Source organism: Nostoc sp. (assembly GCF_036917555.1).
Taxonomy (GTDB): domain Bacteria; phylum Cyanobacteriota; class Cyanobacteriia; order Cyanobacteriales; family Nostocaceae; genus Nostoc.
Window position 1 is genome coordinate 1 of the sequence record NZ_JBALDD010000009.1, and the last position, 22,879, is coordinate 22,879.

General features: G+C 42.0%; 23 protein-coding genes and 4 pseudogenes. 11 read left to right on the top strand and 16 right to left on the bottom strand.

All coding sequences use genetic code 11. The annotated features are described in order from the left end of the window. Both V7K60_RS03710 and V7K60_RS03715 read right to left on the bottom strand, forming a co-directional pair. The coding region (locus tag V7K60_RS03710; protein ID WP_334923038.1) for a CHAT domain-containing protein at positions 1–2,570 on the bottom strand (2,570 nt) is incomplete at its 3' end. A gap of 81 nt (positions 2,571–2,651) precedes the next feature. Then, the gene (locus V7K60_RS03715; RefSeq protein ID WP_334923039.1) at positions 2,652–2,978 is read right to left on the bottom strand and encodes a hypothetical protein; all 327 of its coding nucleotides are present in this window, start codon (positions 2,976–2,978) and stop codon (positions 2,652–2,654) included. Between the two features lie 336 nt (positions 2,979–3,314). Between V7K60_RS03715 and V7K60_RS03720 the strand changes: the two genes are divergently transcribed. Next, positions 3,315–4,019 (top strand): mobilization protein, encoded by a 705-nt coding sequence (locus V7K60_RS03720; protein ID WP_334923040.1) that lies wholly within the window; start codon positions 3,315–3,317, stop codon positions 4,017–4,019. A 185-nt stretch (positions 4,020–4,204) separates the two neighbouring features. After that, positions 4,205–4,927: a class I SAM-dependent methyltransferase gene (locus V7K60_RS03725; RefSeq protein ID WP_334923041.1), complete on the top strand. Its 723-nt coding sequence runs from the start codon at positions 4,205–4,207 to the stop codon at positions 4,925–4,927. A gap of 8 nt (positions 4,928–4,935) precedes the next feature. Here V7K60_RS03725 and V7K60_RS03730 read toward each other — a convergent pair whose 3' ends face one another. The 3 genes from V7K60_RS03730 to V7K60_RS03740 form a co-directional block, all read right to left on the bottom strand. Beyond that, positions 4,936–5,493 carry a YidH family protein gene (locus V7K60_RS03730; RefSeq protein ID WP_334923042.1) on the bottom strand — a complete coding sequence of 186 codons (558 nt, stop codon included), beginning with the start codon at positions 5,491–5,493 and terminating at the stop codon, positions 4,936–4,938. Positions 5,494–5,759: 266 nt separating this feature from the next. Then, entirely contained in the window at positions 5,760–6,464 is a 705-nt protein-coding gene (locus V7K60_RS03735; protein WP_334923043.1) for a hypothetical protein, read from the bottom strand. 13 nt (positions 6,465–6,477) lie between these two features. Further along, on the bottom strand, positions 6,478–7,188 hold the full coding sequence (locus tag V7K60_RS03740) for a cadmium resistance transporter (protein WP_334923044.1): 711 nt from the start codon (positions 7,186–7,188) through the stop codon (positions 6,478–6,480). A gap of 218 nt (positions 7,189–7,406) precedes the next feature. On the opposite strand from V7K60_RS03740, the gene V7K60_RS03745 reads away from it, so the two are divergent. Next, the gene (locus V7K60_RS03745) at positions 7,407–8,417 is read left to right on the top strand and encodes a LysR substrate-binding domain-containing protein (protein WP_334923045.1); all 1,011 of its coding nucleotides are present in this window, start codon (positions 7,407–7,409) and stop codon (positions 8,415–8,417) included. Positions 8,418–8,556: 139 nt separating this feature from the next. Here the strand turns inward: V7K60_RS03745 and V7K60_RS03750 are convergent, their stop codons facing one another. The 4 genes and pseudogenes from V7K60_RS03750 to V7K60_RS03765 form a co-directional block, all read right to left on the bottom strand. Beyond that, positions 8,557–8,925: a pentapeptide repeat-containing protein gene (locus tag V7K60_RS03750; protein ID WP_334923046.1), complete on the bottom strand. Its 369-nt coding sequence runs from the start codon at positions 8,923–8,925 to the stop codon at positions 8,557–8,559. Next, positions 8,915–9,229 carry a hypothetical protein gene (locus tag V7K60_RS03755; RefSeq protein WP_334923047.1) on the bottom strand — a complete coding sequence of 105 codons (315 nt, stop codon included), beginning with the start codon at positions 9,227–9,229 and terminating at the stop codon, positions 8,915–8,917. The genes V7K60_RS03750 and V7K60_RS03755 overlap by 11 nt, the downstream gene beginning before the upstream one ends. 147 nt (positions 9,230–9,376) lie before the next feature. Continuing rightward, on the bottom strand, positions 9,377–9,907 hold the full coding sequence (locus V7K60_RS03760) for a hypothetical protein (protein ID WP_334923049.1): 531 nt from the start codon (positions 9,905–9,907) through the stop codon (positions 9,377–9,379). Between the two features lie 220 nt (positions 9,908–10,127). Continuing rightward, positions 10,128–10,307 (bottom strand): annotated as a pseudogene (locus V7K60_RS03765) (hypothetical protein); the annotation flags it as partial. Between the two features lie 141 nt (positions 10,308–10,448). Between V7K60_RS03765 and V7K60_RS35080 the strand changes: the two are divergent. The 5 genes and pseudogenes from V7K60_RS35080 (at position 10,449) to V7K60_RS03795 (ending at position 14,923) form a co-directional block, all read left to right on the top strand. Continuing rightward, positions 10,449–11,792: pseudogene (locus V7K60_RS35080) on the top strand (AAA-like domain-containing protein). Beyond that, a pseudogene (locus V7K60_RS35085) lies at positions 11,789–13,571 on the top strand (ATP-binding protein); the annotation flags it as partial. The pseudogenes V7K60_RS35080 and V7K60_RS35085, both read left to right, overlap by 4 nt. After that, a pseudogene (locus V7K60_RS03785) lies at positions 13,561–14,106 on the top strand (response regulator). The pseudogenes V7K60_RS35085 and V7K60_RS03785, both read left to right, overlap by 11 nt. Beyond that, entirely contained in the window at positions 14,069–14,491 is a 423-nt protein-coding gene (locus V7K60_RS03790; protein WP_334923054.1) for a hypothetical protein, read from the top strand. The pseudogene V7K60_RS03785 and the gene V7K60_RS03790 overlap by 38 nt, the downstream one beginning before the upstream one ends. Before the next feature lie 39 nt (positions 14,492–14,530). Continuing rightward, positions 14,531–14,923, top strand: coding sequence for a GGDEF domain-containing protein (locus V7K60_RS03795; RefSeq protein WP_334923056.1), 393 nt, complete (start codon positions 14,531–14,533; stop codon positions 14,921–14,923). 75 nt (positions 14,924–14,998) lie between these two features. Here V7K60_RS03795 and aat read toward each other — a convergent pair whose 3' ends face one another. After that, positions 14,999–15,574, bottom strand: a complete 576-nt coding sequence (gene aat, locus V7K60_RS03800; RefSeq protein WP_334923058.1) for a leucyl/phenylalanyl-tRNA--protein transferase — start codon at positions 15,572–15,574, stop codon at positions 14,999–15,001. A gap of 103 nt (positions 15,575–15,677) precedes the next feature. Here aat and V7K60_RS03805 point away from each other — a divergent pair, with 103 nt between their 5' ends. Next, positions 15,678–16,007 carry a hypothetical protein gene (locus V7K60_RS03805; RefSeq protein WP_012410384.1) on the top strand — a complete coding sequence of 110 codons (330 nt, stop codon included), beginning with the start codon at positions 15,678–15,680 and terminating at the stop codon, positions 16,005–16,007. Positions 16,008–16,069: 62 nt separating this feature from the next. On the opposite strand, the gene rpsN is transcribed toward V7K60_RS03805, so the two are convergent. The 6 genes from rpsN to V7K60_RS03835 all read right to left on the bottom strand — a co-directional run bounded on the left by rpsN (position 16,070) and on the right by V7K60_RS03835 (position 21,029). Further along, complete coding sequence (gene rpsN, locus V7K60_RS03810; protein ID WP_292869287.1) at positions 16,070–16,372, bottom strand: 30S ribosomal protein S14; 303 nt, start codon at positions 16,370–16,372, stop codon at positions 16,070–16,072. 37 nt (positions 16,373–16,409) lie between these two features. Continuing rightward, a complete protein-coding gene (gene nth / locus V7K60_RS03815; RefSeq protein WP_334923060.1) occupies positions 16,410–17,138 on the bottom strand; it encodes an endonuclease III in 729 nt (242 codons plus the stop codon). Next, positions 17,114–18,214 carry an RIP metalloprotease RseP gene (gene rseP / locus V7K60_RS03820; protein WP_334923062.1) on the bottom strand — a complete coding sequence of 367 codons (1,101 nt, stop codon included), beginning with the start codon at positions 18,212–18,214 and terminating at the stop codon, positions 17,114–17,116. Before rseP ends, nth begins: the two co-directional genes overlap by 25 nt. A 103-nt stretch (positions 18,215–18,317) precedes the next feature. Then, positions 18,318–19,598: a serine--tRNA ligase gene (serS, locus tag V7K60_RS03825; RefSeq protein WP_334923064.1), complete on the bottom strand. Its 1,281-nt coding sequence runs from the start codon at positions 19,596–19,598 to the stop codon at positions 18,318–18,320. A 193-nt stretch (positions 19,599–19,791) separates the two neighbouring features. Beyond that, a complete protein-coding gene (locus tag V7K60_RS03830; protein ID WP_292869300.1) occupies positions 19,792–20,133 on the bottom strand; it encodes a hypothetical protein in 342 nt (113 codons plus the stop codon). Between the two features lie 317 nt (positions 20,134–20,450). Further along, positions 20,451–21,029, bottom strand: a complete 579-nt coding sequence (locus V7K60_RS03835) for a DUF3611 family protein (protein WP_334923069.1) — start codon at positions 21,027–21,029, stop codon at positions 20,451–20,453. A 620-nt stretch (positions 21,030–21,649) separates the two neighbouring features. Between V7K60_RS03835 and V7K60_RS03840 the strand changes: the two genes are divergently transcribed. Further along, positions 21,650–21,997, top strand: a complete 348-nt coding sequence (locus V7K60_RS03840; RefSeq protein ID WP_334719820.1) for a PadR family transcriptional regulator — start codon at positions 21,650–21,652, stop codon at positions 21,995–21,997. Positions 21,998–22,049: 52 nt separating this feature from the next. Further along, entirely contained in the window at positions 22,050–22,580 is a 531-nt protein-coding gene (locus V7K60_RS03845; protein ID WP_334923071.1) for a cofactor assembly of complex C subunit B, read from the top strand. Positions 22,581–22,879 lie beyond the last annotated feature (299 nt).

Consider the following 22,879-nt stretch of genomic DNA (forward strand, 5'->3'; position numbering starts at 1 on the left):
GCCTTGCCTTGGACATTGCCGATTTGTTCTTTGATAGCAAGGGATTGTTGATAAAGGGCGATCGCTTCTTCGATTTCTCCGCTATTGGCTTTGAGTATTCCTAAATGGTGACTAATTGATGCTTGTTCTTGTTTATCTTCTAAGGGACAAAGGCTTAATGCTTGTTGATAATGCTTCAGTGCCTGAGCAACCTCACCAACTTGGCTCTCACAATAAGCCATCTCTTTAAGAACGCGATAATCTTCAGTAATTTCTAAGGTTGATTTGCACAGTTGCACTGCTTCCCTAAATCGACTTTGATGCCACCAGTGATTTGCTAAACTGCTTGCTAATTCTGCAACTTTTTTTTCTTCCTTCCCCAACAAAGCCAGCCGATGAATTTCTAAGTGTTGTTCCTCACTTGCGGTTTCCGCTTCTTCCCACCACAGACGATACAACACCTCAGCCGCTTGCCTATGCAAAGCTTCCCCATCTTCCGCTAACTGCACTGGCAAAATGCGCGGCACTCGTAACGCCTGATCGTGGCTCACTTCCAACAGCCCCAACGCCACTGCTCGGCTAATATAATGTTCCAAATTGGGGATATTCTCACAAACTGCGGCTAAAGCTTCCCTTGGTACTGGTAACTCAAACACCAAACCCCGTGACAACATTTCCCGCATGGTTGTATCCATCTGTTGCAACAGTGCCTCTGCCAAAACTTGCTCTCGCAACTCCACCGGATCTGCTGCCAACCGATTTAAAATTGCCGCCACATCAACAGTTGTATTTTGCAGAATCTTATCCAACCATTCCAGCAAGCGGGGATTACCATCCGCCAACTTCTGCGCCTGCGATTTTAATACCTCATCCACCTGAGATTTAGCACTAAAGGCTGTGAGGCGATCGCACTTTTTTTGCAAATCTGCGCCTTGCAGTGCATCCAACGGCTGCTTTTGGAAATACTGCAACTGAGTAAATTCAAAATCGTAACGACAGGTAATAATGATGCGGTGGGAAGTGGAATTTTCTCTAATTGCCCAAACTAAAGCCGTCAACACCTCTGCTGCAACCGTAAGCAGCACATAACTCTCATTGCGGGGTTCTAAATTCACTTCAAAGTTATCTAGCACCAATAAAAATGGCTTTGCTCCCTCATGCAACTGCTGAAAAACTCGCCGCAGCCGAAATCTTAATTCTTCATCGTAATTTTGTAAGCTTTTGCGTTGTTCATTGTCATCCAACTTTTCCGCCAAGCGACTCACCAAACTAGCCTCATCAATTCTCCCCACCCAAACGACGCGCTCAAAATTCGGCAGTCTGTCACACAGCCTAGCTGCTAAACTACTTTTACCCAAACCGCCCATACCATAAATCAACACCCCCACTTCATCGCTTGATTGTGTGAGCACTCGCAAACAATTTTGCAATTGACGGCGACGACCAACAAAACTCTCCCGCGTCGCGACTTTCACCTTACCCGCAAGGTCTAAAAACTGGGTAGAAACAGAAGGCGGTGGTGCTGGTTTACGTCCACGAGTCCGCAAGGGTGTGACTAATGAACCTGGTAAATTGCCTGCTGCATACAGCCGCAACAAATGCCAATCCCGCGCCTTGTTCTCAATTAATGCTTGGTAAGTACTAGCAACAGCCTCAGTGATTTGCTTTCCAGCTGACAATTCTTGATACAATGCGGCAGCTGCGGCTGTCGCATCAGGATCTAAAACCTTTTGACCCCAACCCAAAACCGCTTTTGCACCCGATTGCAGTAATTCTTCAGCCATTGACGGCACAGAACCGGAATTGCCTGCTTGCCCAGTGCGACAACCAGAGAGGAAGATCAGTTTAGGCAGTCGAAATTGTAATTCTTGAGCTATATTCCCAGCACTTGCATAGAAAGCTTCACCGATTTCGGTTTCTGTAATGAAGCGGGGTTGCCCATCTTGTAAAGTAGCATGACCCGTCAGGTGTAAAACATCAAAATAATCACTGTCGTAACCATCGACTAAATAACCCAACTCCAACAAATAGCCGCTTTCTTCCACCGTCAGGGCTAAAGGTTGCCGCGCCGTTGCTTCTAAAATTCGTGCTTCCTCCCCCTCAAAATCCAGTACAGGTTCTACATCCAGGGGCGAAGTAGCCATAAACAAAACTTGCAGCGCCCGGTTTTCTGCTTCCCCTTCAATGGTCAATTTTTTTACCGTGCTATCTGACACCCAACGCACCGGGACAATAGCCGGGACTCGCTGCACCAAAAAGCTAACGCCATCGTGCAGCACTTCCCAAGGGAGATGGGCAAGTTTTTCTGTTGCGGCGATCGCTAACACAATCCCCTCATGCCGATACTTATCTAGTAAGGGTTGCAGAGTGCGATCGCTCCCATCCAACCAGTTATACAACCGCCGCCCAGTTACTTTATAATCCTCTGGTAAATCTGCAACGTAATAATCTCGTTCCGCCAACTGAATCAAATCGGCGATTTCTGTTAGAGGAAGCGATCGCTTTTGATACTGGTTTGGATTCTCAATAAAGTAACGTAACTCTACGTAATTGTCATTAACTGGTTTGAGGCCGAGGTGGAGGGTTTGCACGTTCTCAATCTTGAGACTTTAGTATTTACCCCAAGTCTACCACCCCCAATTCCGTAGCAACAGACGCGATTAATCGCGTCTCTACGATTCTAAAATTTGGCGAATCTGTTCCAAGGTTGCATCCTCTAAAAGAAGTCGCCTACCATTGCGCCCGACAATCAACACCTTTTCAATTTTTTTACCAGACTGTTTGGCTTTATACTCTTGATACCACTTGCGGATTTGTTCAGCAATGGCGATCGCACCCCCAACAATACCAACGATGGTAGCAACTGTTGCTGTTACTCCTTCTCTTTCCGCTGCATCTGAACTGACTGCATAGTTACCAGATATACCAGGAATTGCCAAAAGCGCCTCTGTTGCTGCGATCGCATCTTTACCCTCAATCGCCAACTGAATTTCTGCCATAGTGTTGATCTGCAAGTAACTCCAGGCTTATTTTAAACAACATCCCAAAGCAATTTCTTCTAAAAATTCCTAATTCTTGTCGTCAAGAATGTCTGGAAACCTAAATTTTCGGTTTCTAGTTCTCAATCAACTTATAACAAGGGGCTTAAGCCCCTTGTTTTGTCTTAGTCTGCGCAGACTGACTTTAACTGTGTAAAATGAGACTGTTGAAAAACTATATCCAAATCACGGTTATACTTTCTCATAAAACCACCAAAATACTTGGGGGCAATGGCCAAAAAGTTCTTAGTTTAGGAAAGATATATCAGACTTTAATAACTATTAGAGGTGGCTGTAATGCCGACGATTCATTTTGTGGATGGTGAAAAAGGCGGGGTAGGAAAGTCTCTCTTTGCCAGGACAATGATTCAGTATTGTCTGGATAAGAGAATCCCATTTGTACCAGTGGAGACAGATAGATCGAATCCAGATGTTGCAGGGGTATATAAGGAGATATGTAAGTATGCTGTGTTTAGTGAGAATGAACGACAGGCAAATAAGGCAGATAGAATATTTGAGTGGGCGATAGAGAAGCCGGTAATTGTGAATTTAGCCGCACAATCGCATAGAGCAGTACAAGCGTGGATTGAATCTAATCAATTACTTGAACTAGGAAGTTCGCAGGGAGTTTTGTTTTGCAAATGGTTTGTATCAACAGGAGGATATGACAGCATCAACCTGTTTACTCAGTCAGTGAATACTTACGGTGATAAAATTCCTCATATTCTGGTGAGGAATTTAGGGCTGTGTGATGATTGGGAGCATCTAGAGTCAGACTCCAACTATCAGAACATAGTAAATAAATATCAGATAAAAGTTATAGATTTTCCAAAGTTAGCATACAGAGAAAGAAACATAATTGACCAAAATCGCCTGACTTTTGCCGAGGCTAGAGAGTATAAAGAATTTGGAATAATTGGGAAACAGAGAATAGTGAATTTTCTGAAGCTTGCTTATGGTGCTTTTGAGAAAGTAGGTATCTGGTATGAAAAAGTTGAGTAGCAGTCATTAGTCACTTGTACTGAGCGTAGTCGAAGTATTTGTCCGAAGTCATTGGTCATTACTACCAATGACTTCGGACAAACCTTAGCAGGAGATTGGATGGGGTGCGATGGTGTACCCGCCCGCCGTAGGCGATCGCTTTGCGAATTTGACTACAATGCTTAGAAAGAGTAGCAAAAACCTAAATGTCTAAAAAGTCTGATTCTCAGTTTCAAAATCTCTTTAGTTCACCCAAATCAACTAACTGGGACGAAAGATTAGCTCAAATAGCTTATCGCTTTAACCGAGAATATCAACGCGAAACCTTTGAACTCCCAGCGGAAGTACAGGCGATGCCGATATTCCGTGAGTGGATTGCTGGGAGTTTCTCAGGAAGAATTGCTTCCCCTTTTTGGGAAATTGTTAAACCTCAAAAAAACCAACACTGTATAGATATTGGCTGTGGTATCAGCTTTTTAATCTATCCTTGGCGGGATTGGCAAGCATTTTTTCATGGGCAAGAAATTAGTAATGTGGCACGCGATACCCTGAATTCTCGTGGACCGCAGTTGAATTCTAAGCTGTTCAAAGGTGTTGAGTTGGGAGCAGCCCATCAGTTAAACTATTCATCAGAGCAATTTGACCTGGCGATTGCCACAGGATTTAGCTGCTATTTTCCCCTCGAATATTGGAATGCTGTACTAGCAGAAGTCAAGCGGGTGTTAAAACCAGGCGGACATTTTGTATTTGACGTTCTCAATCCAGAACAACCTTTAGCGGAAGATTGGGCAGTTCTGGAAACCTATTTAGGGGCTGAGGTGTTTTTAGAGCCTTTGGCTAAGTGGGAAAAAACGATTAAAGCCGCTGGTGCTAAAGTCGTAACGCATAAATCAGGGGAATTATTCGAGTTGTATAAGGTGCGATTTTAAAAATCTTATTACTCAGGGATAAGTGGACTCATTGGATCTAAAGAAGTTGTAAAAACAAAATAGATTACCCCAGCGCCGAGAATCATCACAGCCAAACTAAACAGTAACACCCATCGGTCTGTTGGTTCGTAAGTATCTTCTTCAATATCACGACGGACAGCAAAATAGTGTACTGTTGAGAGCCACACCGTGATTAAACCCACCAGCGAGAAGACTAAACCTAACTTCCAGCCGTTACCAGGACGGGGTACTAAAGGTACTTGGAAGGCACGCAAACGCACGATGACGACACCAAAACCTAAGAGAGCGATCCCTGTCCGCATCCAAGCGAGGTAGGTACGCTCATTTGCCAAGTGATCTCGGATTCTGGACGGATTCAGTCGTCCTGCCTTTTTTTTATCTTGATCTTCTTCTGTAGGTTTCAATTTTAACTGCATCAATAACACCCTTATCCCCAAAGCGGCTTTTCTCAAAAAAATGCGGAGGTAGTAGGAAATCTCTTTCCAGATGACTTGCAGCCAGCGCAATAGTTGCGCTACTGAAATATGCCTGTTGTGATTGTACATTTTTTCCAAAATTTATTTTAATGCAGATATCGAAATAAAACAAGCCTGACTAAATAATTCGGAATTCGTAATTGATGTTATGGAGTAACTGTAAGTAATAAGGATTCATAAAGAAAACAGCCAATTTCAGAGAGATTTTTCACCAGTGTTTGTCCTGTTTTTCTCTGAAATTGGCTGTTACCCTGTTGAAATTGAGAACAATCTATAAACAGTTACAAGTCTAAATTTTTTACCATACGCCTAGTAACTGTTTAGTGTTCAATGATTTAAGACTTCATGGTAGGCGCGTTGGAAACGCGTGTATTTATTATAGCCTGTGAGACATTTGGAATAAACCAGTTAACCTCATTAGCTTTGACAATTTGAGCATTAGGAATGTTGATTTCAATTGCAGCAGTATCTAGATTAGTCTTAATCGCTAACTTACTGCCATCAGGTATTTTAATAGCTACTGCCTCTGGAAATTCTTGAGCTTGTCCATCTGCGGTTAAACCTGCAATTGTGGCATCATTTGGCAGATAGAAACCATCACAATCCCAGTTATTTCTAGTGGATTGACCATCAGCTAGAAAATATAGACCGTTCTCGTATATGGCATCATCATCCTCTTCCTCATTTGGTCTTTTGCCATATACTGCTATGGTGTTACCTGTTTTGTTTTCGCATTGACCCCAATTAATTCCTGTCTCTAAAGCATATTTTTGGAATGTTAACTCATCGATTTTCTGCTGAATTTGCTCTGGTGTAATACCTTCTACTTGAGTTTGGGCTTCTTTGACCTTAGTTAGTTCATTAAGTGTTTTCGTGACTTCGATGTAATCAGGATTTTTGCTAAATTTTGGTCTATCAGCAAAAGAAGGTTGAGCAAAGGCGAAATTAGCGACAATCATTAAGAGAATTAGCAGAGATTTCCAGATTTTCATGTTTTGATTCCTGTTGATGGGTAAAAGATTTTGCTGTTGGAAATTCATAATGCACTTCTTTTTAGACAATAAATTTTTCTTGTTCTTCACTTGATGGCTGAGTATTGAAACCTAAAATTAATGAGAATATATAACTAGAAACTACAGATAAAAGAGTCCAAGTAACATTTTCTGTGACAATAAACACGCCCAAACCAATCAAGATACAAGGTACAAAAGTATTGCCATTTTCAGTTAAAAAGTTTGCGATCGCAGGTAAATAGGTTAACTTGTAAGCGGTATAACACCATACACCTACTAGGGTAAAGAATACACTTAGTATCACCAGCAGACTATCTAATTCTGAGTTGGCAAACAGGGGTACATAGACACTGATATTATCACTCCCATTAGCAAAGGCGATCGCAGCTACATTACAAGTTTGTGGAGAGAGAAAACTGCTAACTATAGAGGGACAAGACGGCTCGGTTTCTTCTTCGGCTTCCTCAGATGAATCCTCTTCGCGTTTTAGTAAACCGCTCACACCAATGATTATTGGCATTAAACCAAGTAGTCTAATCCAGTCCTGCGGTATGATTAGTCCACCGAAGAAACCAGGAAGGCTAGCAACGATCAATGCTGCAAAACCGAGATACTGACCAGCAAAGATGTGACGACTGCGAAACGTTGTACTTATTTGTGAAAAAAACAACGTCAGAATGACAATATCATCAATGTTGGTGGCAGTGAATGCGGTAATCCCTGTGGTAATTGCAGTTAATAAATCGTTCATTTGTGGATGTCCTTATATTCATGCTTGGGCATTGGGCATTGGTTGTTCTCCCTCTGCTTCCCCTGCTTCTTTTGCTCTCTACTTGGGCGTTTGATTCCGTGCCTAAGCTTTGATTTATACTTTAGTCAAACTAACCGATAGAATCAAATGCTTTTATTTGTCAAAATGATAAATGAAAGTGATTAAAATTTTGACATTAAGTCTTAGGGATACGATAAATGGCAGGAATGACGCTTGAGCAGCTAAAAATATTTCTGGCTGTGGCGCAGAACTTACACTTTACTCGCGCAGCAGAGGAGCTTTATATTACACAACCTGCCGTCAGTGCAGCGATCCACAACTTAGAGCAAGAATACGGAGTGAAACTATTCCATCGAATTGGTCGCCATATCGAGATTGCTGAAGCGGGTAAATTACTGCAAGTGGAAGCGCAAAAAATTCTCGATCAAGTTTCCTTGACAGAAAGGGGATTGCGAGAATTGAACAATCTGCAACGAGGTGAATTAAAATTAGGGTCGAGTCTGACAATTGGCAACTACTGGCTACCAAGTAAGATTAGTGAGTTTAAGAGCCAATATCCTGGTATCCAGATTGACTGTACCCTTGCCAATGCAGAAACGATTTGTGTCGGTACAGCGATGGGACAGTTTGATTTAGGTTTGGTAGAAGGAGATGTGAAGCCAGCGCTTCAGAATACTCTAGAGTACGAAATAGTGGCGAGCGATCGCTTACAAATTGTGGTTGGTCAAAAACACCCTTGGTTTGAGTGGGGAGAAATTGATTTAAGCCAGCTAACTCAAACTCCTTGGGTAATGCGGGTGCGGGAATCTGGTACACAGCAAAGGTTTGAGGAAGCGTTGCAAAATTGGGGGATCAACCTCAGTGAACTGAATGTAATTTTAGTGTTCACCAGTGGTGAGATGGCAAAAGCCGCGATTGAAAATGGTGTAGGCGCAACTGGAATTTCTGAGTTGATGGTAAAAAAAGAAATCCAGTTGGGGACTCTGCGGGCAATTCGAGTTATTGATAACCGAGAAGGCAACGGTGCGATGCCTACGGCGGTCACTGAGCCTGTCCTGAGCGTAGCCGAAGGGCGCAGCCGAAGTGCGGGCTACGCCTACGCAGAAATAGTTCGACCTTTTTTCAAAATCAAGCATCGTCAGCGTTTTCAAACTGCTCTTTCCAAAGTCTTTGAACAAATGTTGATATCATCTATGTTGGATGGTTAACCTCAACATTTATCAGTTATTTAAAGGAGACTGGGCATTGGGCATCGGCAAAGAGGAGGCAGGAGGCAGAAATTCTTTAATTTTGAATGCGTGAATTTTGAATTGATTTCTCCCTCATCTCCCCTAGTCCCGATCTCCTTCACATCTTCTGCATATTTCTACTGATGGGGTCAAAACCTCTAGAAAACCGCGTACTTTCATCATAGTAAGCGCCAGTTAGATTAGCTCCATACAACTTGGCATAATTGAGTTTTGCTCCTCGGAGATTTGCTTCATTCAGATTGGCACCGCTCAAATTAGCTCTGGTCAAATTCGCTTTGGCTAAATTAGTTCTACTCAAATCTGCTCCCCAGAGTTTAGCTTTAGCTAGGTTAGCTCCACTCAAGTCAGATCCCCATAAGTTAATTCCAGGCAAATCGGCTCCAATCAGCTTGTCCCGACTCAAGTTGACAGCTGGAAAATATCTTTCTCCTGCGGCAAAACGCCTTTTTAATTCTTCAGCATTCATGCGTCACGTTGACCTTCTTTAGCAATACAGAAGTTATTTGTTCCCATTCCTGGCTTAGTTCTCCTGAAAATTCTGGCTGACGACTGCGTTGATACCAGAAATGGGCATTTTTCAAATCGCCTTCTTTGCGGTGCAGATAAGCATGAACCCAGGCACTGTCAGCATCACTGGCATTTGCAACTATTTCATCAGCCTTGCTCCAATCACCTTTGTTGTCATACCACATTGCTTGCAGCCCTTTTGGTAGTGTCTGAGGACATGGGCGCTGCTTTTTGATCAATCGCAGGAATTCCTCTGTATTCACGATCGCCACCTAACAAGAATCAAACTTCTATCTCTAAGATACTCCTCAGTTTCAGGGGAGGATGGCGAGATAAAGAAGACAAGAGATACAAGAGATAATTATTAAACAAGTTTCTTCCCAATCTCCAATCCCCAATCCCTTTCACATCTACTTAACTGGAATAACTTCAAACTGGAAAGTACCGATCAAACGGTTATCAATATAGACTTCTATTCTATGCTTACCAACTGGATCGCCAGGGGCGATTGTCCAAAAATTTTCAATTACACCTTCTGGAGCCGACTGTGTGCGCCGTGTTACAGATGTCTTACCGTCTACTGATATTGAGAAATCTTCACCATTATCTGTACCCCAAGTTTCTGGAGGTTTTGGTAAATACAAGACTTCACGCCATTTCACTTCACCTTGGTAGTTTTTGAGTTTAATCCGCCACCCGTAGGTGTTTCCTTCCTGAAGTGGCACTCTTGTTGTCTGGAAAATGGTAACGTTTCCTTTGGAGTCAACTCTCTTCAAACCAAACTCGGTGTTACTGACAGTAATCTGTTTTGCATTCGTTGATGCCAGAGATGATATGGCATTTTCTACCAAAACAGAAGTAGCGTTGATTGGCTCAGAACCGATGACCCCAGATATTAGCCAAAAAGCAGCTAGCACAGCAGTAGTAGTCCAAATTCTCATTAGTATAGTTTTCCTGTCAGACTTTTGGTACTTATTCAAGTAATCTGCCATATTTTCCGGGTCAAGGTTAGCGATGATTAGACAAAGACGAAATTGCTTTCATAAATTTGGCGGATTTACAGCTATTTTCAGGTAAATAGACCACGCAGTAGGGGCACAGCAATGCTGTGCCCTTACGACAGATGTGGTTCAAATACATAAAAACTGCTGTAATCAACCTACTGACTTTGGTCAACATCCAATCTAAAATCAGTAAATCATAATCTTTGTGAAAGGCAAACCATTGCGCCGCTGTTTCTCCATCTGCGTAGGCGTAGCCCGCCCTTCGGCTGCGCCCTTCTCTACGAGAGGCTGCGCCAACGGCTACGCTCAAGACAGGCTCAGTGACCGCTGTAGGCATCGCATTTACTGCATACCCATTCATCACCGTCTTACTCTACGAGACACTTCACGAATGCGACAGTGTGGCATGGATATAGTATCCTGAATTCTGAATTCTGACTCCTTCTTTATATCTTCCTTTTCTAATCACACTTTGCACATGAGATACCAAGTTGGCGGTAGCCTCCACAGTGACGATCCTACTTATGTTGTGCGTCAAGCTGACGAAAAACTTTATAACAGTCTCAAAGATGGTGATTTTTGCTACGTCTTCAACTCTCGCCAAATGGGTAAATCATCCCTACTACAGCGAATAAGTCGTCGTCTCAAGTCAGAAGGCTATAAATGTGTTTACTTAGACGTGACGCAATTGGGTAGCGAGGATACCACATTAGCACAATGGTATAAAGGAATCATTATCAACATGTTCTACGGGTTAAATCTGGCGGAACACGCCAACTTTAAGCAATGGTGGAATATGCAAACAGGTCTTTCTCCTGTACAAAAACTACACCAGTTTGTTGAGGAAGTATTGCTGCTAAATGTTAAGAGCGATTGTGAAGGAGGCGGCGAAGCTAAAGGCATTTTCATTTTAATTGATTAAATTGATAGTTTGCTGAGTTTGAATTTTTCGGTCAATGACTTTTTTGCCTGGATTCGTCATTGCTACAATCAGCAGGCAGACGATCCGAATTTTCAACGCCTGGGATTTGCATTGTTTGGAGTCGCCAGTCCATCTGACTTAATTGCTGACAAACGTCGGACACCTTTTAACATTGGGACAGCTATAGAGTTATACGGCTTTCGATTGGATGAAGCTAGCCCATTGCTAAATGGGTTACAGGGAGCAATCAGTCAACCAGAAGTGGTGCTACAAGAGGTGATCTATTGGACAGGGGGACAACCGTTTCTCACTCAAAAGCTTTGTCAATTAGTTCTCCAAGCTGCTTTAAAGACATCAGAGCAGAAAATTGTCCTATCTGCAAAAACTGAGGCGTATTGGGTAGAAGAATTGGTGCGATCGCACATTATCCAACACTGGGAATCACAAGATGAACCCGAACACCTCCGCACGATTCGCGATCGCCTACTTTTCAACCAACAACAAGCCGGACGGTTGTTAGCTCTTTATCAACAGGTATTGCAAGCAGAGGAAATAGAGGACGCAAAGAATGAAGACACTAGCGACTCTTGCTATCCTTTACCTCCAATATCTCCCGTGCCTACCGATGATAGCCGAGAACAGACGGAGCTTTTACTATCGGGATTGGTCGAGAAGCGCAACGGCTATCTCAGAATTAAAAATCCCATCTACCGGAGTATTTTTAATGCTGAATGGGTGTTAAAGCAGTTAGACAATCTGTGCCCTTATTCACAGCCATTCAATGCTTGGGTAGCATCGGGCTTTCAAGATGAGTCACGCCTGCTGCGGGGAAATGGGTTACAAGAGGTCTTGGACTGGACTCAGCGTAAAAATCTCAGCGATTATAACACTGGAAAATAGTGATCGCTCGTTTGCAATATAAACCTTGGTCTATGTTGTTTGCACAACCCCTTGCCGTTGCTCTAGCACCTGTTGAAAAGCAAATTCGTGACGCAATTTTTGTATTTGCATTTATCGCTGGACTAGTGACAATCATCGCTTTTGCCATTGGACAACTGCTAACAAAACCAATAATTCATCTTACCAATATAGTTTTCCAGTTTACTGCAGGTAACTTAGATATCCGTGCCAAAAATAACTCAAAAGACGAAATAGGTCAACTGGCAAAATCGTTTAATAATATGGCACTTCAGTTACAAACATCTTTTGAAACTTTGGAACAATGGGTACAGGAGAGAACAGCAGAGTTAGCCATTGCTAAAGAAAAAGCCAAAGTAGCAAATCAAGCTAAAAGTTTATTTATTACTAATATGAGTCATGAATTGCGATCGCCCCTCAATGCTGTTCTAGGTTTTTCTCAATTAATGTTACGCGCTAAAAACTTGCCTGCCAATCATTATGAAAATGCTGGGATCATTTATCACAGTGGTAATTATTTACTAACGCTGATTAATAATATTCTCGATTTATCAAAAATAGAAGCGGGTAAAACTACTCTTCACCCCAGAGACTTGGACCTGTGTCATTTGCTGGATGACTTAGAAGATATGCTGTATTTACAGGCAAGTAATCAAGGTTTAAATTTAATATTTCAACGTAATGAAAATCTCCCATTTTATATTTGCACAGATGAGTAAAAACTGTGGTAAGTATTGATTAATTTGATTAGTAATGCCATTAAGTTTACTCAAAAAGGAACAATTAGTCTAACAGTAAATAATACTAATGAAGAAATCACAGATATTTTAACTCTTGATTTTAAAGTCTGTGATACAGGAGTGGGGATTGCAGCCGCAGAATTACCTAAACTATTTAATGCTTTTTCTCAAGCACAAGCTGGAAAAGAATCCCAAGAAGAAACGGGTTTAGGTTTAGCAATTAGTCGTAAGTTTATTCAGTTAATGGGAGGAGATATTTCTGTTGAAACTAAATTAGGAGTAGGGACAACTTTTAAATTTTATATTCAAGCAAAATTACGTCAATAAACCAATAAAAATATTTTAGAAGCACATCCAAAAGTATTAAAACTTGCATTAGGACAACCTATATATAAACTATTAATAGTAGATGATAAAGCAATTAATCGCCAATTATTAATTAAACTTTTACAATCGTTAGGTTTTGAGATGAAAGAAGCTAGAATGGCAAAGAAGCGATCGCTATTTGGAATGAATGGGAACCCCACCTGATTTGGATGGATATGCGAATGCCTGTCATGGACGGTTACGAAGCTACAAAATATATCAAGTTCACTACCAAGGGGAATGCTACAGCTATAATTGCTCTGACGGCGAGTGTTTTAGAAGAAGAAAAAGCAATCGTCCTTTCAGCCGGGTGTGATGACTTTCTCCGCAAACCTTTTGCAGAACATACAATTTTTGACACACTAGCCAAATATCTTGGTATCAAATATATATTTGCTGAAAATAATTATTTAAATTTGGAATATACAGAAAAAATCTTTTAACATCTAACAATCTAATTTATATGTCTCAAGAATGGATTAATCACTTCTATGAAGCTGCTTTATAAGCAAATACTAATCGTATCATAGAATTAATTAGAGATATTCCCAAAACAGAAACTTTTTTAATTCAATCTTTAACAAAACTTGCTCATCAATTTGAATTTGAGGAATTAGTTGATTTAGCCGAACCCCTGATAAGCAATGAATTTTGATTTTGATAAAGAAAATAAAGGTAATATTCTCCTAGTAGACGACAGTCCCAAAAATTTACATTTATTAAGTGATTCTCTGGTCAAACTCGGCTACACTGTTCGCAGCGTCACAAGTGGGCGTATGGCACTAAAAACAGTAAAGGCGAAGCGACCAGATATCATTCTTTTAGATATCAAGATGCCATAAATGGATGGCTATCAAGTTTGTATAATTCTGAAAGCAGATAAAGTTCTGCGCACCATTCCCATTATTTTTATCAGTGCTTTAGATGATGTTTTCGATAAAGTGATAGCCTTTGAGTCAGGGGGCATAGACTATATCACCAAACCCTTTCAGATGGAAGAAGTTGTAGCGCGTCTAGAAAATCAGTTAACCATTCAACGCCAGCAACGGCTTCTAGAACAAGAAAATATTAAGCGTAGGGAAACAGAAGAGATACTGTATCAGTCTAGGGCAATGCTAGCCAGTATTTTAAATACTGGATGGTATTGCCGCTATGCAAGCTGTCTGCAACTCTGCAACTGGGGACATTGAGGATTTCTGTTGCTTAGTTATTAATCCTGTTATTGCTAAAGCCTTCGGAAGTAAATGTGAAGAAATAATCGGCAAATTAGTACTCAAAAAACTTTTAGCCTGTCTAGAACCAGAACTTTTTAATCACTTCGTTAATCTTGTTGAAACGGGGGAAGCTTTAAAACAAGATTTCTACCATCCATTAGGCAATTCTTGCTGGTATCACTTTGTTGCAGTCAAACTAGATGATGGTTTTGCTATTACCATACGCGACATCACTGGACGTAAACAAATTGAATTGGCTCTCCAAGATGCAAATCAGAAACTAGAACAACTGGCAAATTTCGATAGCTTGACTCAGGTGGCTAACCGTCGTTGCTTTGATGCACAACTGCAAGTAGAATAGAGACGCCTTGCACGAGAACAACAACCTTTGTCACTGATTATGTTTGACGTTGATAAATTCAAACTTTACAACGATTACTATGGTCATCTTGCAGGCGATAATTGTCTAATGAGGATAGCGCAAACAGTGCAACAGACAATTCATCGTCCAGCCGATTTAGTGGCACGTTATGGTGGAGAAGAATTTTTGGTACTCTTGCCCAATACTGACTTAGCGGGAGCGATTAAAGTAACGCAAAGTATTCAGCAAGCAATTCATGCTCTGGCTATTCCCCATATACAGTCTGATGTCAAGAATATGATCACCGTTAGTTTAGGAATTACCTCTGGCATACCCATTTGGAACATCAAGCCAGATATACTCATTGCCTCAGCAGATAAAGCACTGTACCATGCCAAACAAAATGGGCGCGATCGCTATTGTAATGATTAAAACATTTTTTATGGCAATACCTTCATTCCCGGCAGTACTACATCAGTAACAATTACATCCGGCTTTTCTGCAAAATTATACTAAGTTATAAGTACGTTGCAACGCTTGCTCAAGTAAAGATTGATATTCTTCATCCCCAACCCGATAAGCACCAAACCTTTCCAAATGCGGATTCATCATTTGGGCATCAAAAAACACAAATTCCCTCTGACGCAATCTTTCTACCAACTTTACCATCGCCACCTTTGAGCCTTCTGGGATGCGGTAAAACATCGACTCGCCAATAAAAGCCCCACCAATCACAATCCCTAAAATTCCCCCAGCTAATTCGTCACCTTGCCAAGTTTCAAAACTATAAGCGTAACCCTTCTGGTAAAGCAGCCAGTAAATCTTTTGCAACTCCGGTGAAATCCAAGTTGTCTCTCTGTCAGCACAGCCAGCCACTACAGCCTGAAAGTCTCGATTAATCGCCACAGTAAACCGCTCTTGATTCAGAACGCGCTGCAAAGACTTGGGGTAGCGAAACCTCTCATCCAAAGGAATCAAAGTCCGATTGCAACTTGCGTACCAACTCAAGCGATCGCGCTCATCAGCCATGAGAAAATAGCCTTGTGCATAGCCCTCAACAATAGCGGCGATATCATATTGCATAAATAAATATAAAAAAACACTCTTAGAAACGCAATTTGATGCTAAAAAGTCAACCTCAGCGTTCCTCTGCGTTTCCCTCCGCGTCCCTCTGCGTTAAAAAAAAATGACTCAACCAATTCCACCCATCACCCTACCACCCCCTGAAAACCCCCTGCTCGAAGGTGAATGGTTAAGAGAACGCTTACAACGGTGGCTAGATACAGAATTTATCCCTGAAGCAGTCAACCAAAATATAGCCCAACGAGCCGCACAGATTTTTGTGCGTCAACGGATGGAAGGAGAAAATGACCTTGGTTCTCTGGTAATTGCTATTGTCACAGAGATGCAGTCCTATGATTTTTCCAATAGCTTCTACGGAGAGTTTGCGATCGCCAACGCCGTCAGCGATCTACTCTTAGAAAGTCTGGGAATTGATAAGTGTTGTGGTCAATAATTTTTGTCATTAGTCATTTGTGCTTTGTCCTTTGCAAATGACTAATGACTAATGACTCTTGACTACCAACTAGCCTTAACAACTCCAGGTAAAAGACCTTCATGCGCCCATTCTCGCAGTACGTTTCGAGATAACCCAAAATCGCGGTAAACACCTCTAGAACGACCAGTCAACCAGCAACGGTTGCGGTGGCGGGTGGGCGCACTATTCCGGGGTAGCTGTTGAATCTTCCGGTGGATTTCTAGCTTATCCAAAGGAGATGCTGCACTTCTAAACTCTTCCAAAAGAGCTTCTCGCTTGTCAGCATACTTTTCTATCAACTTGGTGCGCTTTTTCTCGCGCTCAATCAAGCTCTTTTTTGCCATATATTCTCTAACTTATTTAAAGACACCGTTTTCCATTCTACAGTCTCTCCATCAATTCTGGAGTTACTTGTGTCGCTGACCCTACAACCACTGGCTTATTTGCAGCAGGACATAAATCGGCAAGCTCACAAGCAACACAGACGGGAGAGCGGGCTTTACAAATAGCACGGCCGTGATAAATCAGCCGAATTGACCAATTTTCCCAATCAGGCTGAGGCAATAAACCCATTAAATCTTGCTCAATCCGAAGGGGATCTTTTGCTTCAGTTAAACCCAAACGTTCGCACAGGCGCTTAACGTGAGTATCTACTGTCACCCCAACATTAATGCCATAAGCATGACCCAGGACGACATTTGCTGTCTTGCGCGCCACACCTGGAAGCTTTAATAATTGCTCCATTTGGTTAGGGACAACAGAGTTAAACTCAGTGACAATCATCCGACAGGCGGCTTGAATGTTCTTGGCTTTATTGCGATAAAATCCGGTTGAACGCACCAAGTTTTCTAATTCTACTAAGTCAGCGATCGCTAAACTCTCAGCATCAGGAAACTTACCAAATAAAGCTGGTGTCACCTTATTTACCCGCTCATCAGTACACTGAGCAGAGAGAATAGTTGCCACTAACAGTTGTACTGGCGTTGAGTAGTTCAAAGAGCAAGTAGCATCTGGATAAAGACGCTTCAGACGAGCTAAAACTTCTAGCGCCCGTTGCTTTTTAGATAACGATTTGCGGGTAATGCTCACTGGAACAATTTTTGTACCCACTCCAATTGGCTAGTTAATTGGGTGGTTTCTTTGACTATGAGAAAAATTCCTAACCCTAAGAGTAACACCAAACCGGTTTGCATTACACCTTCTTGAATACGGGCGGGTACAGGCTTACCGCGTAAACCTTCAATCAGTAGAAAAGCGAGTTGTCCACCATCCAAAGCTGGCAAAGGCAAAATGTTGATAATAGCCAAGTTAATGCTGATAATTGCCGCAAAAGATAACAAGTTTACGGTATTGTCCTCAGCTAATTTTGCACCTATTTTAACAATATTAACTGGCCCAGAAACTTGTCCAGCAGTTTGTTGAAAGTTGGTAATTAACTGCCCAAAACCGCTGAGTGTCCCAACAAATAATTGTTGAAATCTGTTAGCAGCAATGCCAAAAATTTCAAAAGGACTATTAGGACGGCGATAAACTGCTGTAGCATTTGGACTAAGTGCCACACCAACTACACCTTTGCCATCGGCTCCTAGTTTTGGCGTTAATTTCAGGGTTTGTTGTTGGTTTTCACGCAGAATTTTCAGTTCGATTTGCTGATTGGGATGAGTTTGAATTTCTTTAGTCAGCAAAGGAGTTGATTTATCAGAAGCCGGGAGTTCTTGACCGTTAACAGCCAGAATAATATCTCCTTCTCGAATTCCTGCTTGATAGGCAACAGATTCTTGATTAACAGGCTGTACAACGACACCAGCTTGATAGTTTAATTCCTTGGGAATGCCAACAATACCCAATTGCAGAGCCAACACCAAGTAGGCAAATATTAAATTGGCGATCACTCCGGCACTGATGACAATCGCCCGGTCTAAAACTGGACGGTTACGCAGCAGATTTGGGTCATTGGGTGGAACATCGCTATCGGGATCATCATCGGGAAAGCCCACAAAGCCGCCCAAGGGAAAGGCGCGGACAGCATATTCGGTTTGTGAACCTTGGTACTTCAAAAGAACTGGGCCAAAACCTAAAGAAAAACGGTTAACGAGAATGCCTTGAGAACGTGCTGCAACAAAATGTCCCAACTCGTGTACCAAGATCAAAACAGCCAAGACTGCGATCGCTGCTAAAACTGACATAGAGTAAATTAGTGAAGATATTAAGCTATAGTTATCTCCATTCTAATTGGGCATTGGGCATTGGGCATGGGGCATGGGGCATGGGTAAAAGACTAAGAACAAATTACAAAACTTCACGTCCCAAGTAAGGTTGCAACACTTCTGGTATCTTCACCGTCCCATCAGGTTGTTGATAATTCTCCAAAATTGCTGCCATCGTCCTTCCCACTGCCAAACCCGAACCATTTAGAGTGTGTACAAACTGAGTACCTTTCTTCCCCGCCTCTTTGAAGCGAATATCAGCCCGTCGTGCCTGGAAATCTATAGTATTGGAACAACTAGAAATTTCGCGGTATTTGCCAGAAGAGGGCAACCAAACCTCTAAATCATAAGTTTTGGTAGAGGCAACTCCCAAATCCCCAGTACTTAAATTTACTACTCGGTAAGGCAACTGCAACCCCTGTAAAATTGCTTCTGCATTCTCCACCAGTTTCTCCAGTTCATCAAAAGACGTACTGGGTTCGACAAACTTCACCATTTCCACCTTGTTAAATTGATGGAGGCGAATTAATCCCCGCATATCGCGCCCATAACTACCAGCTTCACGGCGAAAACAGGGAGTAAAAGCGCAGTGGTAAATAGGTAAGTCTTCAGCAGCGAGAATTTCACCCCGATAGAGGTTGGTAAGTGGAACTTCTGCTGTAGGAATCAGCCATAAGTCATCATCAGCGCATTTAAAGCTTTCTTCCGCAAACTTGGGTAACTGACCGGTTGCTGTCAAAGACTCAGTATTCACTAACAGCGGCGGACTGACTTCTACATATCCAGCTTGAGTATGGAGAGTCAACATAAATTGAATTAATGCCCTCTCCAATGCCGCACCAGCGCCCATCAGCGTCACAAAGCGACTTTGGGCAACTTTTACAGCTCGTTCAACATTGAGAATACCCAGCTTTTCGCCAATTTCCCAGTGAGGAAGAATATTCGGGTTTTGGGGAATGTACTCATCACCCCAACGCCGCACCTCTACGTTATCTTCCTCATTCTTACCAAAGGGTGTAGAGTCGCTTGGCAAGTTGGGAAGCGCCAACACAAGTTGAGCAATTTCAGCTTTGAGGTCTTTTTCTTGGGGTTCGAGTTGACTCAACGTCGCTTTGAGAGAGTTACCTTCATCCCGCAAAGCTTGAATTTCTGGATCTTGAGGATTGATCCCAGATTTAATCTTCTGGCCAACAATTTTACCAATTTCGTTGCTCCGGGCTTGAAGTTGACTACGCGTCCCTTCAAGTTCCCGTTGTTGCCGATCTAACAGTAATATCGGTTCGATGTCGTATTTACCACTACGACTATTCAATCGTTCTTGAACTAATTGCGGATTTTCCCGTATTTGCTTAATATCCAGCACAGATTTTTCTCAGTTTTTAGCCTAAAATCTTCCTGTCAATACAGTTAACATATAAGCATTTAGCATATAGTAATTTTGCTTGGCTGTAACTGCAAAAACAAAGTTTATTAGAAAAATCAGTCTCAATCTCTGAGCAAGATTTTACCCTAGCATCACTGCCAGGGCTAAGAAACTATATAATGCATTAAACTAATCATGAATTCGTATTTTGAGTCACTGTCGTTTCAGAAACCTGAGCAAGACTCTGATCATTACCATTATTGTTATCAACGGCTGCAAACGTCCTTTGAGTGATATTCGGTGGTTCCTTATCGTCTCTAGTTTGTCCAGGTGAAGGTAACCAGTATGCAAGCACACCTGATAAACCACCCCAGTAAAGCGCAATATTCTTGTCGTCCTCTGCTGGCGAGCCAAGCTTGAAAATGCACAGCCCCAACACGATGCTACTAAAGAAAACCTGTACGCCAAATCTCCATACGTCTTGATTAAATTTCTGTGCTGGTTGATTTCTCATGGTGTCAAATTGATTTTTCATGGTGTCAGACTTCTAAAAAAGGTACATATTATCCCTGTGCTAGTTTTGGCATCACCTACTACTACAGCTTGGCAAAATTCCTAATTACGTTCGCAGCTTTACAGGGATCTTGTTACGCACAGCGTGCCGCTCTCCTGACTCGCTAACGTAATTTGTAATTCCTATACCGCAAGCGTTCCATTGATTTGAATTACGCAGTGCTGTACTAGTAAGATGTTTTTCAAGGATTATGTAGTTGTCTTCACACCCAGTTTTGTCCGTTTCGGAAAAATTCTGATTAACTTCTTTAGACTTTGGAAAACTCAGCACTGATAATATTAGGGTCGGTTAATCCGATTGAGCAACCAAAGTGACGCAATAAGCCCTGCAAAGTGGGCTGAGACGGTGTTAGTGTTTGCCTGTACTACAAGCATATCTAGACCGCTAATAATTCGGGTAGGGTCAAAAAATTGGGTAGTTATAGCTTGGGGAGAAATGGATCTTGCTACCAGTGTTCCAACGATCGCTTGCGCCCCCAAAAGAGTCACTAGGGTTCCTCCTAAATTCACCCACACCCCTAAGCGTAATACTTGCACAGTTTCGCTTTTCCGAGGCCGATTGCTGGGATTGGAGGATTCCAATTGCTTGCCAATCCTTGTGTAACGGTAAGCTAAATAAATACCCCCAGCTAAAACAACCAGTCCACAAATTGCTAAAAATACGCCAAAGCCAGTTCCAGGATTATTACTAGAACTGCCAGTTCTTTGATTAAAGATGGCGAACAGCAGCACAATTATGCTAGAAACAACGCCTAGTACTAGCTGAATCCAGAAGCTAATCCAACCTGTAAGGCGAAAAGTTTGGGCAATTGCCCTAAGAGTTGAGGAAGATGATGGGGCATCGGGAGTTTGTGACATAGCGATCGCCAATGTGCTGGGTGCTTGATTAAGGGACGCGAAGACGAGGGGACACGAAGAGTTCTTTTCCTAGTCTTTAGAGCCTTCTTTGATAAATTTACTATCACACTTGCCAAATAAGACAAGAAATTCTGCGATCGAGGAAATCAGAAATGGTTACTGCTTAAGTGTGTATACCGACGTAGCAGATCAATCCCAGATATATCCTTTAGCTTAAGATTTTAGAATTTGCATTGGGAAAATCACTGTAAAACAAAGTGTTTATTAAGTTTTACAGACAAAATAGCATTTTACCTGTAAAATTTCTTCGATGGCATTTTATTGCTTAAGCAGTTCTAACTAGCTCGGCATCACTTAACACCAAGATAGTGACTTCCTCACTGTCTATTTGCTCCTCACCACACTGTATCGAGCTTGAGTGGGAGTACATTATTTTGTACTCCTAAAACTCGCAAACTCGCCCCACAACTTCACAGGCGTGGGTAATTGTTTGATGTTTACGCAATGGATATCTAGTCTAAGTAGCTTTATATGTATTACTCATGTAGTAGTAGCACTGTATACTGGCTACAAGGATTGTAGACTTTACCCTAAGGCCTTTTTTTAGCCATTCACTAACCATGAAACTTGAGGATATATATCAATTTTTTGAGAATCCTCCGCCAACTTACCTTTGTCAGGAACTAGCAGTTTGTTACATACTGTCTGTTTTATTACAAGGTGAATCCTACGGAACCGAGTTGATCGAGCAATTAGAAACTGAGTATCCCGTCTATCGGCTTTCAGATACCGTACTTTACAGTGCAATCAAATTTCTAGAAGACCAAAGGGCAATCACTGGATATTGGAAGAAACTCGAAGGACGGGGACGCCCCAGGCGGATGTACCAAGTTTCTCCCGAATGGCAAGTTCAAGCTCAGGATTTAGCTTTTCAATGGCTTGACTACATCAACGGGAGGAAAAAGTAACGAATAATTGATAATGAATAAGTCTCCTCCAGTCAAACACTAACAATTAGTTATGGATACTGCTATTCTGCCATCTACGTTCCTGCTAACCTTGTTGTTATCGGTTGGGCTGTTTTTCTTTATTCGTGCCTCGACTAAAGACCGTACAGAAATGGCCCAACTAGTATCTGAGCAAGATGAAGCTGTTTTAATGTCTCAATTAAAAGAGTATTTTCGATCGCGGTCTTACCAAGTGGCAGTGGTAGACCGAGAACAAAATCAGGTAACTTTTGAAGGTAATATTCGCCCCAGCTGGTTCTTAGCTATATTTCTAACTTTACTGACAGCTACTGGGATTGTTTGTCTATCTTTGGTCGCATCCCTGCTTTTTCCTAGCCTCAGTACCCTTGTTCTGGCGATGGTACTGCTGTCGCCTTTAAGTGGTCTATTTTATTGGAAAAAATCTGGAAGACTTGAGAAGGTGTCGCTCAAAGTAGAAACAACTCAGAGCGAACAAACCTCCTCAAGTAAGATCACTGTAGTTGCCCATCGAGATGAACTCAGTGAGTTACAGAGGACTCTACAGCTCAAGCCTGGGAAATAATTGTTGATTCTTACGACCATCTCTTAACTATGATATGCAGACTTCTGACCTAACCTACTCTTTAGGCAATGGAAAGTAGTCAGGAGAAAATCAAGACTGCTGCTTTGCCAGTTTTCCCCACGACCTAAATCGTGGGGAAAAATTTAAATTCATTAACTTAAATTCATTGACAGAGCTTACTTAACCATTTACGGCATAAGAGCGCAACTTTACTCTTCCTTTTAGACGCGCTTGGCTCTATACCCACTTCCTTCTGCATCATCAAAGTAGTATCAACCCATGCAATCTAGCGTGGTTTG

Excerpts from the sequence above, each read along its gene's own strand:
- V7K60_RS03715 (WP_334923039.1), bottom strand. The coding sequence starts at position 2,978 with ATGGCAGAAATTCAGTTGGCGATTGAGGGTAAAGATGCGATCGCAGCA.
- V7K60_RS03720 (WP_334923040.1), top strand. The coding sequence starts at position 3,315 with ATGCCGACGATTCATTTTGTGGATGGTGAAAAAGGCGGGGTAGGAAAG.
- V7K60_RS03725 (WP_334923041.1), top strand. The coding sequence starts at position 4,205 with ATGTCTAAAAAGTCTGATTCTCAGTTTCAAAATCTCTTTAGTTCACCC.
- V7K60_RS03730 (WP_334923042.1), bottom strand. The coding sequence starts at position 5,493 with ATGTACAATCACAACAGGCATATTTCAGTAGCGCAACTATTGCGCTGG.
- V7K60_RS03735 (WP_334923043.1), bottom strand. The coding sequence starts at position 6,464 with ATGAATTTCCAACAGCAAAATCTTTTACCCATCAACAGGAATCAAAAC.
- V7K60_RS03740 (WP_334923044.1), bottom strand. The coding sequence starts at position 7,188 with ATGAACGATTTATTAACTGCAATTACCACAGGGATTACCGCATTCACT.
- V7K60_RS03745 (WP_334923045.1), top strand. The coding sequence starts at position 7,407 with ATGGCAGGAATGACGCTTGAGCAGCTAAAAATATTTCTGGCTGTGGCG.
- V7K60_RS03750 (WP_334923046.1), bottom strand. The coding sequence starts at position 8,925 with ATGAATGCTGAAGAATTAAAAAGGCGTTTTGCCGCAGGAGAAAGATAT.
- V7K60_RS03760 (WP_334923049.1), bottom strand. The coding sequence starts at position 9,907 with ATGAGAATTTGGACTACTACTGCTGTGCTAGCTGCTTTTTGGCTAATA.
- V7K60_RS03790 (WP_334923054.1), top strand. The coding sequence starts at position 14,069 with ATGCAAGCTGTCTGCAACTCTGCAACTGGGGACATTGAGGATTTCTGT.
- V7K60_RS03795 (WP_334923056.1), top strand. The coding sequence starts at position 14,531 with ATGTTTGACGTTGATAAATTCAAACTTTACAACGATTACTATGGTCAT.
- aat (WP_334923058.1), bottom strand. The coding sequence starts at position 15,574 with ATGCAATATGATATCGCCGCTATTGTTGAGGGCTATGCACAAGGCTAT.
- V7K60_RS03805 (WP_012410384.1), top strand. The coding sequence starts at position 15,678 with ATGACTCAACCAATTCCACCCATCACCCTACCACCCCCTGAAAACCCC.
- rpsN (WP_292869287.1), bottom strand. The coding sequence starts at position 16,372 with ATGGCAAAAAAGAGCTTGATTGAGCGCGAGAAAAAGCGCACCAAGTTG.
- rseP (WP_334923062.1), bottom strand. The coding sequence starts at position 18,214 with ATGTCAGTTTTAGCAGCGATCGCAGTCTTGGCTGTTTTGATCTTGGTA.
- V7K60_RS03830 (WP_292869300.1), bottom strand. The coding sequence starts at position 20,133 with ATGAAAAATCAATTTGACACCATGAGAAATCAACCAGCACAGAAATTT.
- V7K60_RS03835 (WP_334923069.1), bottom strand. The coding sequence starts at position 21,029 with ATGTCACAAACTCCCGATGCCCCATCATCTTCCTCAACTCTTAGGGCA.
- V7K60_RS03840 (WP_334719820.1), top strand. The coding sequence starts at position 21,650 with ATGAAACTTGAGGATATATATCAATTTTTTGAGAATCCTCCGCCAACT.
- V7K60_RS03845 (WP_334923071.1), top strand. The coding sequence starts at position 22,050 with ATGGATACTGCTATTCTGCCATCTACGTTCCTGCTAACCTTGTTGTTA.